The 8,714-nt window shown below is 68.3% G+C and carries 11 protein-coding genes and 1 riboswitch; of the genes, 7 read left to right on the forward strand and 4 right to left on the reverse strand.

Annotated features, from left to right (window positions below; translation table 11 throughout):
- Positions 1 to 161: 161 nt before the first annotated feature.
- The gene (locus D7Y21_RS38380) at positions 162 to 284 is read left to right on the forward strand and encodes a hypothetical protein (protein ID WP_014396669.1); all 123 of its coding nucleotides are present in this window, start codon (positions 162 to 164) and stop codon (positions 282 to 284) included.
- A gap of 37 nt (positions 285 to 321) precedes the next feature.
- On the opposite strand, the gene D7Y21_RS38385 is transcribed toward D7Y21_RS38380, so the two are convergent.
- Positions 322 to 840 (reverse strand): hypothetical protein, encoded by a 519-nt coding sequence (locus D7Y21_RS38385; RefSeq protein WP_147469501.1) that lies wholly within the window; start codon positions 838 to 840, stop codon positions 322 to 324.
- Positions 841 to 933: 93 nt separating this feature from the next.
- On the opposite strand from D7Y21_RS38385, the gene D7Y21_RS38390 reads away from it, so the two are divergent.
- From D7Y21_RS38390 to D7Y21_RS38400, 3 genes are all read left to right on the forward strand, one after another.
- On the forward strand, positions 934 to 2,085 hold the full coding sequence (locus tag D7Y21_RS38390) for an AI-2E family transporter (protein ID WP_121718353.1): 1,152 nt from the start codon (positions 934 to 936) through the stop codon (positions 2,083 to 2,085).
- Between the two features lie 48 nt (positions 2,086 to 2,133).
- Positions 2,134 to 3,171, forward strand: a complete 1,038-nt coding sequence (locus tag D7Y21_RS38395) for a hypothetical protein (RefSeq protein WP_120562986.1) — start codon at positions 2,134 to 2,136, stop codon at positions 3,169 to 3,171.
- Positions 3,172 to 3,291: 120 nt separating this feature from the next.
- Complete coding sequence (locus D7Y21_RS38400) at positions 3,292 to 5,040, forward strand: CotH kinase family protein (RefSeq protein ID WP_121718354.1); 1,749 nt, start codon at positions 3,292 to 3,294, stop codon at positions 5,038 to 5,040.
- Positions 5,041 to 5,085: 45 nt separating this feature from the next.
- On the opposite strand, the gene D7Y21_RS38405 is transcribed toward D7Y21_RS38400, so the two are convergent.
- Complete coding sequence (locus D7Y21_RS38405; protein WP_120562988.1) at positions 5,086 to 5,853, reverse strand: polysaccharide lyase; 768 nt, start codon at positions 5,851 to 5,853, stop codon at positions 5,086 to 5,088.
- Between the two features lie 89 nt (positions 5,854 to 5,942).
- On the opposite strand from D7Y21_RS38405, the gene D7Y21_RS38410 reads away from it, so the two are divergent.
- Positions 5,943 to 6,245 (forward strand): hypothetical protein, encoded by a 303-nt coding sequence (locus tag D7Y21_RS38410; RefSeq protein WP_199735574.1) that lies wholly within the window; start codon positions 5,943 to 5,945, stop codon positions 6,243 to 6,245.
- Positions 6,246 to 6,356: 111 nt separating this feature from the next.
- Here D7Y21_RS38410 and D7Y21_RS38415 read toward each other — a convergent pair whose 3' ends face one another.
- Positions 6,357 to 6,728, reverse strand: coding sequence for a DUSAM domain-containing protein (locus D7Y21_RS38415; protein WP_121718355.1), 372 nt, complete (start codon positions 6,726 to 6,728; stop codon positions 6,357 to 6,359).
- A 302-nt stretch (positions 6,729 to 7,030) separates the two neighbouring features.
- Positions 7,031 to 7,102: riboswitch (guanidine-III (ykkC-III) riboswitch) on the forward strand.
- Positions 7,103 to 7,119: 17 nt separating this feature from the next.
- On the opposite strand from D7Y21_RS38415, the gene sugE reads away from it, so the two are divergent.
- Both sugE and D7Y21_RS38425 read left to right on the forward strand, forming a co-directional pair.
- Positions 7,120 to 7,449 (forward strand): quaternary ammonium compound efflux SMR transporter SugE, encoded by a 330-nt coding sequence (sugE, locus tag D7Y21_RS38420; RefSeq protein WP_121718356.1) that lies wholly within the window; start codon positions 7,120 to 7,122, stop codon positions 7,447 to 7,449.
- A 105-nt stretch (positions 7,450 to 7,554) separates the two neighbouring features.
- A complete protein-coding gene (locus tag D7Y21_RS38425; RefSeq protein WP_121718357.1) occupies positions 7,555 to 8,304 on the forward strand; it encodes a glutathione S-transferase in 750 nt (249 codons plus the stop codon).
- Here the strand turns inward: D7Y21_RS38425 and D7Y21_RS38430 are convergent.
- Positions 8,268 to 8,564 (reverse strand): Carotenogenesis protein CarS, encoded by a 297-nt coding sequence (locus D7Y21_RS38430; protein WP_120562994.1) that lies wholly within the window; start codon positions 8,562 to 8,564, stop codon positions 8,268 to 8,270. The two genes, D7Y21_RS38425 and D7Y21_RS38430, sit on opposite strands and share 37 nt — an antisense overlap.
- Positions 8,565 to 8,714: the final 150 nt, after the last annotated feature.

Below are 8,714 nucleotides of genomic sequence, written 5' to 3' on the forward strand. Positions count from 1 at the left end.
GGCCCCCAACGAGCCCCCGCCGGACGGGGGGCCCGGGCCCTCGCCGGAGGCAGCCCAGGCCCCCGACCCGGGGGACCCCGAGGGTTCCTCTTCCGGGAGCCCGTAGGCTTCTGATAGGTAAGCCCCCCTTTGCTCCATTCCGGAGACCAGGAGCCACCCACATGGCCAACAGCAAGAGCAAGCACCGCCGAGTGCAGATGAAGATCCGTCAGCACTGGAAGAAGCGGATCAAGAAGCAGAAGGAAGCCGCCAAGGCCGCCGCCGCCGAAGGCAAGAAGAAGTAGTTCGTCTTCCCTGGCGCCGCTCCCGGCGGCCCTGGCTTCACTGCCGGGTCGCCGTGAAGGGGCGCGCCAGGTTGCATCTGAGGGCGCTGGTCCCCTGGATGCGCGAGAACTGGCTGGTGAAGTTCCCGGACAGGCTGCTGCCCATGCCGCCGTCCTCGGGTCCGCCGGTGTGGGTCGCGGTGATGCTGAGGAAGGTGCTCACCCCGCCGTCGTTGCTGGGCAGCGGCATGCCGGTCAGGATCAGTGCGCCCGTCGCGTACACCTGACCCGTCAGCGCCACCCCGTTCAGTGTGCCCGTGAGCACGCCGCCCTCGGTGCGCTGGATGGCCAGCAGCTCGCCGTCCGTCAGGGGCTGGACGTTCAGGTTCACGCACTCGCTGGGCAGGCCCGCGTCCCCCAGGAACGTCAGGGGATACGTGCCCTCCACCGCGGGGCAGTCGTCGGAGCAGGCCACGCTCTGGCTCTCGTCGCAGCCGGCGGGACCGAGCATCAGGAAGGTGCTGCACACCACCGCGGTGGCGACGGCTGCCAGGGGAACGAAACGTCCAGAAGTCATGGATGGCCTCTTGGTGAAGGGAGGAGCGGACTTCCTGGTGGGAATAACCATTCCTACGTTGCGTGCAGTCGTTCTGGGGGACGGGGTGGGGCGGTGACGGCGGGCGATTCGAAGCGGTGGTCCAATTTCATCTTCGCGGGGCTGTTCGCGCTCGCGCTGATTCTCTTTTCACGCATCTTGCTGCCGTTCCTGATGCCGGTGCTGCTGGGCGGCTTCCTGGTCGTCCTGTTCATGCCCATCCAGGACTCCTTGGACCGGCGGCTCCAGGGCCGCAAGTCCCTGGCGGCCGGACTGTCCACCCTCGCGGTGTTCCTGCTCATCCTGGCCCCGCTGGCGCTGGTGGGCTGGATGGTGGCCCGGGAGGTGCTCCAGTTCGTGGGCCAGGCGCAGGACCTGTTGGATCAGGTGGACCTGCGCCACCACTTCCTCAACAGCCTGCCCCGGGGCCTTGACCGCTACGTGCACTTCGATCCGGAGAGCTCGGAGACGGAGCGCCTGCTGATGACGGCGGTGTCGGGCGGCGCGGGGCTGCTCGCGGACGTGGTGGGCGCCGGCACGGAGCTGCTCGTCAACATGTTCCTGATGACGGTCGCCATGTACTACTTCTTCCTGGACGGCCGTCGTCTGGTGAACGAGGTGGCCCGGCTCATCCCCCTGGAGCGCCGCTACTTCGACGCCTTCTCCCACGAGTTCACGGACGTCGCGTACGCCATCATCTACGGCAACACCGTCACCGCGCTGGTGCAGGGCGCGGTGGGCTTCGTGGGCCTGCTCATCGCGGGCGTGCCGCACGCCGGGGTGTGGGGCGCGGCCATGGTGCTGGTGGCGCTGGTGCCGGTGGGTGGCACCGCGCTCGTGTGGGGGCCCATTGGCGTGGTGCTCATCGCGGCGAACCGGGTGAGCGAGGGCGTGTTCCTGCTCGCGTGGGGCACGTTCCTGGTGGGCAGCATCGACAACGTCATCCGCCCCCGGCTGTGCGGCTCGCGCATGGCGCTGCACCCGCTGCTCGTCTTCCTGTCCATGTTCGGCGGACTGGCGGTGTTCGGGATGATGGGCCTGCTGGTGGGGCCGCTCATCGCGTCCATCTTCATGGCCATGGTGCGCATCTACCGGCGCGACTTCCTGGGGCGTGCGCAGGAGTCCCAGCCTGCTCCCGTGGTGTCCCAGGATTCCTCGCCTTCGCTCACCCCGCAGCCCGCGCCAGTGTCCTCCGCGGCCAGCGTGGGTCACGTGATGAACGCCTGAGCCCCGAGCCTGGACTTCGCCCCGGCGCTGGGTGAACCTGCCCGGAGCATGACGACCACCCGAAGCGCGAGGGTCCTCTCGGGACTGCCGCGGACCCTGGCCCTCGTCGGAGCCCTGTCGGCTCCGGCCGCGGCGGCCTCCGATGTCCTGACGCCGCCGGCCTTCCATGGCACCCGGGAGTCCCCGGCGTGGCTGTCGCTGCGGCTGGGCAACGGACCGTCGGGCAGGGCGAAGGCGGAGCCGGCGCTGGAGGTGGGCGCGCCCACCTGGGTGCGGCTCAACCTGTCACTGACAGCGACGTGGCGGCGCTACTGCGCGCGGCCCGGTGTGGACAGCTGCGGCGCGTACGACAGGCTGCCGGAGGAGGATCAGCTCGGGGACACCTCGGACTTCACGTCGTCGTATCCGTACCTGGGGCTGGCGCTGGAGGTGGAGGTGCTGCCCCTGGCGCGCGACACCACGTCGGTGCTGCGCGGGCTGGGGTTCAAGCTGGGGGCTCAGCGGGGTTTTTCCAGTTCCGACGTGACGCTCACCGGGGACGGCGGCCAGACGCCGGTGCGCGAGGTGTCCGCCACGGACACGGCCTTCACCGCGCAGGCGATGTACCGCTACTACTTCCGCTTCGGCACGACGCGGCCGCAGCAGGGTTACGTGGGCGCGCGCGCCGGCATCCAGACGCGCGCGTTCGACGTGGAGCAGTCCACGGACAACCCGCTGACCGGCACGCACCGTGTGTTCCCGTCCGTGGCGGTGGACCTGTCCGTGCCGCTGTTCAGCTCGGTGCGGCTGGACGCGTCGGGCGGGCTCCTGCTGTCGCCCAAGCCGGGGCACTCGCCGGACGCGGACGGGGGCCGGCGGGCGCTGGAGGTCCGCGACTACGGCACGTCCGTGTCCAGCTTCGGCTGGAGTGCGGAGCTGGGCGTGTCCGGGGACATCTGGGGACCGTTCGGCTACGAGGTGGCCTGGCACCTGGAGCACTTCAAGGACAGTTTCTCCGGGCCCGGTACGCTCACCGGTTGGAACAACGGAGGAGCGGCCGAGGAGACGTACTCCAGCCTGCACGCTGGCTTGATCGTGACGTACTGACGTTGACGCTGTCGGGCGTGCGACATCGCCCTGACGCGCGGGTGTCGGCACTCCGGCACGATGACTACCCCTTGCCTCCACGGTCTGCTGCGGGCCGTGACCCAAGGGGGATGATTCTCGGTGCGAGCAAGGCGATGGTGGACGCGGGGACTGGCGGGGCTGGCGTGCTTCGCCCTGGTGGCGTGCGGCGGCGGTGACACCTCGGCGCCCACGACCGGCATTCCCTCCGGCACGGCCTCCGACGCGGGCACCCACCCGCAGTCCGACGAGGGCACGGTGGATGGAGGCACGCAGCCTTCCTCCGACGCGGGAACGGATTCGCAGTCCGACGCGGGCACCGGGACGCCGGACGCGGGCACGGCGCCGCGGGCCTGCGCGCCCACCGCGGGTGACACGCGCTGGGTGCTGGAGGGCGAGGCCTTCGCCGCGCAGGTGACGTGCTCGACGGGCCTCAAGGAGGCCGGGCTGCGCTTCGGGGTGAAGAACCTGCCCGCGGGCGCCACGTTCGACGAGGCCACCGCCACGCTGCGCTGGACACCCGCGCTCAACCAGGGCGCGGTGTGGATGCTCACGCTGGAGGAGCGCACCACCGGCGAGACGGGCACGCTCAAGGTGGGCGTGGCCAACAACGACAACGCGCCAGGCAAGGCCGACATCGTCGACCCCGTGGCCTACACGGAGGAGTACGGGCTGCCCGTGGTGCACCTGTTCTACGGGAAGGATGGCCTGACGTCCGGCGGCTACCGGCCCGCGGAGGTCGTGTACCGGGGCCACCGCTACACCATCGAGGCGAAGTTCCGCGGGGCCACGTCCAGCGTGTTCCCCAAGCGCAGCATGACGTTCAAGTTCGCGGAGGACGACCTGTTCTCCGAGCCCGTCTTCGGCGACGGCTTCAAGGACCGCAAGCGCGTGGTGCTCATCACCACGTTCAATGATAACTCCTACCTGCGCTCGCGGCTGGCGTTCGACTTGTGGCACCGGCTGTCCCCGAACGCCGTGCGCATCCGCACCTTCAGCGTGGTGGTGTACGCGAACAACAAGTACCGCGGGCTCTACACGGCGGCGGACCACGCGGACAAGCGGCTGATGGAGTGGAACGGCATCGACGACGACTCGGACCTCTTCAAGGCCGACACCGCGGACGCCAACTTCTCCCGCCTGACGCGCAGCGGGCAGACGAAGGAGCACCTCCACGTCGGCTTCGAGAAGGCCGAGGGCACGCCGGACGACAAGCAGCCCCACGCCTTCGACACGTTGCATTCCTTCGTCGCGTGGGTGGCGGACTCCAGCGCGGACGGCTTCCGCCAGGAGTTCGGCACGAAGCTGAAGGCGCGCGACTACGAGGACTGGTGGATCTTCAATACGCTCATCCAGGGCAATGACTCGCAGGCGAAGAACGCCTATCACGCTTACGATCCGAAGGCCGGCGGCCCCTGGCGCTACATCCCGTGGGACCTGGACGCGAGCTTCGGGCAGAACTACGACACCACGCGCACCAGCGCCACGGCGCGGCCCACCTACGCGTCGGAGAACCTGCTCTTCAAGCGGATGCTGGCGGAGCCCACCATCGCGGGGCCCATGCGTGAGCGCTACCGGCAGGCCTTGAAGAACGAGGTGAGCGAAGCCGCGGTGCAGGCGATGATCGACGGCTACGTGCAGGAGCTGGGGCCCAATGCGCAGCGCGACGAGGCGCGGTGGGCAGCGGAGTACCGGAACTTCGCGAAGCCGGAGGCGGGGAGCGACGGGGGCTACGGCAACTTCCCGGACTGGCACCTGAGGCAGGACTTCAAGACCCACGCGGAGGAGGTCGAGTACATCCGGCAGTGGGTGCACAAGCGCTGGGGCGCGTTCCAGTCACAGCTGCCGTGAGGTTGGCGGCGCGGCGGGGGGAGGACCTCGCCGCGCCCACCGGGACTACCACTGCGCAGGGTCGGCGTCGGCGAACGTCGTGCCGGCGGCGATTTCGTCAATCCAGATGCTGCGGGTGCCTTGGGTGCCCTGCATGTACCCGCTGTCGTGCCAGCCATTGGCGTAGAGGCCGACGCGGAACTGGAGGTAGCGGTCATCCGCGACGGTGGTGGCCAGGTTGAACTGCTCCAGGACCTTCACGCCGTCGAACCACAGCTTGATGAAGCCGGTGTTGTCGCTGGCCCACTTCACCTGCATGACGACCTTGTGCCACTCGCCGGCGGTGACGGTGGCCAGGTTGCGGAAGGTGGTGGTCTTCTGGTCGCAGACGGTGCCGTACTTCACGCGGGTCGTGAGCTGGTTGCCGGACAGCCACACCATGGTGGTGGGCATGTGGCCATCGCAGCCCGTGTCGGAGAAGTTCGCGATGAACTGGGCGATGTTGAAGGACTGAGGCTGGAACTGCCAGTCCTGCTGCAGCCGGAACATGAAGCCATAGAAGCCCGTGTCGCCCCGGCGGTACACGTTGTGCTTCACGACCTCCGAGTGGTAGCGCTCGGTGTAGTTCGGGTCGTAGACCTGCGTGGCCTTGATGGCGGTGGAGCCCTCGTAGACGACGTTGGTCACTTCCTTCAGCGAACCGTTGTGCTCCACGTTGAGCGAGTTCCAGCCCGTGAGTGTTCCGGTGTTGCGGAAGATCTCCGCCGCCTGCGCGCTCAGCCCCAGGGCGAACAGCGACACGCCAGCGACGACGGCGAAATGCTTGGACTGCATTGGAAAAGCCTCCACTGAAAATTTACGACTTTGTTGCTATTCCTAGTTTTTCAAGCTTAGCAGGTTCGTGCCTCGTTTGTCTTGTTGGAGTGAAGCCTGCCTTCCAGAACGCGCCGCCGCGGCACAACGCGTTCATCCAGGTGCCGGAGATCGACGCCATCATCGAGTTCGCGAAGGTGCACTACCGGGTGGATCCGAAGCGCATCTACCTGACGGGCATCTCGGCGGGAGCGTTCCAGACGTGGGCGCACGCGGCGCAGCACTACGCCAAGCTGGCGGCGGTGCTGCTGCTCACGCTCTATCCCGGCGTGGGGCACGACTCATGGGGCCGCACGTACGACGGCTCGGCGGGCCATGACGTCTACGCGTGGCTCTTGAGCCACAGCCTCTGATTCCCTTCAGTCCGGTCCGCGAACGAAGTTCAATGGCGTCCCATGAGGGTCGTTCGCGGGATCCGGCGATGACGGATCGGAGTAGGACCGCCGGGCGCGGCTCCATGGTCGTCACGGGTCCTCGTTCATGCCGTCAAGCTGCTCCGTCGCAAGGTCGCGGTAGAAGGGTACGGCCTCGACGGCGAGCACATCGCGCATTTCCTGTCGCGCGCCGTCCCAATCTCCCTGACGCTGGAGCTTCCGCATCCGGTGCAGTGCGTCTGTCAGGCGATTGGACCCGTCGGTGATGCGACGGGCGCACTCGCGCAGGAGCGCAAGGGCTCCGGCGTCCGTCTGGAGCGCTGATGCGGCGTCGGAAACGGCCACTTCGGCGGCGGTCTGAAGCAGGAGCGCGCGCACGTCATCACTCAGGGTCAGCGGTGCATTCTCGCGAAGGACATGCCGTGCAAGGTCGAGGAGCGGACTCCAGTCGGGTGGGTTCATTCGGTCCTCATCGCTTCGGCTTGGCGGGGCGGCATGGATTGAAGGGCCATGCGTGTTGGCCTTCGCACCGTCGCAAACAGTCGGTGCAAGGGCCGGAGAACAGGCCGTCCGCGCAGGCGTTCCAGTTTCGCATGCACCTGTTCTTCCACGCGGGTAGGCGCGGGTCGTCAACGTGGTCCTGTGTCGCGGCGCGGGGCACGCCTCCTGCCGGGTGTCAGACCGGTCCCCGACGAAGAAGCCTGAGCCACCGCCCCAAGTGGGTGGCGGAAGCCTTCCTTCCCGGTTAGCTTCCGCGTCGCGTGCGGCGGCCCCAGGGTGGGGCTTCCGAGCCCGGACGAGGTGCGCCGTACCCGGTCACGACAAGACGACGCCTTAACGGGAGTCGTGCGTCATGTCGTCGTCGTGGATCCTCCTAATCATCGCCGGCCTGCTCGAAGTCTGCTGGACGCTGGGCCTCAAGTACACGCAGGGCTTCACCCGGCCGCTGCCCAGCGTGCTCACGGTGGGGGCCATCATCGCGAGCATGGGCCTCCTGGGCCTCGCGGTGAAGCATCTGCCCATCGGCACGGCCTACGCGGTCTGGGTGGGCATCGGCGCGGCCGGTGCCGCCATCGCCGGCATGGTTCTCTTTCATGAGCCCGCCACGCCCTCGCGCCTGTTCTTCCTGGGACTGATGATCGTCGCCATCGTCGGACTGAAGTTCACCAGCGGAACGCACTGACCGCGTGACCGTAGGGGAGTGAACCCTCATCGCGGTTGGGTTTCCCGAGCGCGCATCCCACGAGCACAGGATGCGCGCCGGTTCCCATCACGCGAGGTGACGGCGATGAGCGACGCGAAGTTCGAGCTGTACTATTGGCCCGGCATTCCCGGCCGGGGCGAGTTCGTGCGGCTGGTGCTGGAGGAGGCGGGCGCGGACTGGGTCGACGTGGGCCTCCTGCCCGAAGCCCAGGGCGGCGGCGCCAAGGCCGTCTCGGCCATGATTTCCAAGGGCCCCGTGCCCGCGTACGCGCCGCCCGTGCTCAAGGTGGGCGACGTCGTCCTCTCCCAGGCGCCCAACATCTGCTCCTACCTGGGTGAACGCCTCGGCCTGGTCCCCGAGGACGAAGCCTCGCGTCTCCACGCCCGCCAATTCCAGCTCACCGTCGCGGACGCGGTCGCGGAAGCACATGACACGCACCACCCGCTCGCCGTGATGAAGTACTACGACGAGCAGAAGGACGCCGCGAAGCAGCGCGCCGAGGACTTCCGCACCCAGCGCATCCCGAAGTTCCTGGGCTACTTCGAGCGCGTGTTGAAGGCAAACACGCAGGGCGGCGGGAAGTACCTCCTGGGCCGCGACTTCTCCTATCCGGAGCTGGCGCTGTACCAGCTGGTGGAAGGCCTACTGTATGCCTTTCCCAATGCCATGCGCCGCATCGCCCCGGAAGTCCCCGGCGTGATGGCCCTACGTCAGCGAATCGCGGAGCGCCCCCGCATCGCCGCGTACAAGAAGTCCCCTCGCGCGCAGCCCTTCAACAAGCAGGGCATCTTCCGGCACTACCCGGAGCTGGACGACCCGAACGCGACGAAGTGACCCTGGGGCACCTCGACGATCTCCCGGGCGAAGAACAGGTCCTCGCCCAGACCGGCCACGCGCACCTGGATGAGCGGGTCGCCCGGGTACTGCATGGCCGGATCGTCGAACACCAGCGCCACGACGACGCCCACGCGGCCCAGGAAGCGCTCCGACACGGAGTCCTCCGCTTCGGTGCGGACGATCATCACCGCCGCGCCCATGCGCACCGGCGCGCCGTCCACGTCTTCCGTCAAGATGAGCGAGGGGTCGTGCTTCATGGTGCGTAGGTCCGGGGTTTGAGTCGTTTCGACAGCGCCCAGGTCGCGAGCGTCAACAGCGCCCATGCCCCCAGGTGATAGATGGCCACGTGGCCGGGGCCCTGCTCACACGCCAGCTCGCCCACGACCGCGCCCACCGTCCCCACCGCC

The organism is Corallococcus sp. AB045 (assembly GCF_003668895.1).
Taxonomy (GTDB): Bacteria; Myxococcota; Myxococcia; order Myxococcales; family Myxococcaceae; genus Corallococcus; species Corallococcus coralloides.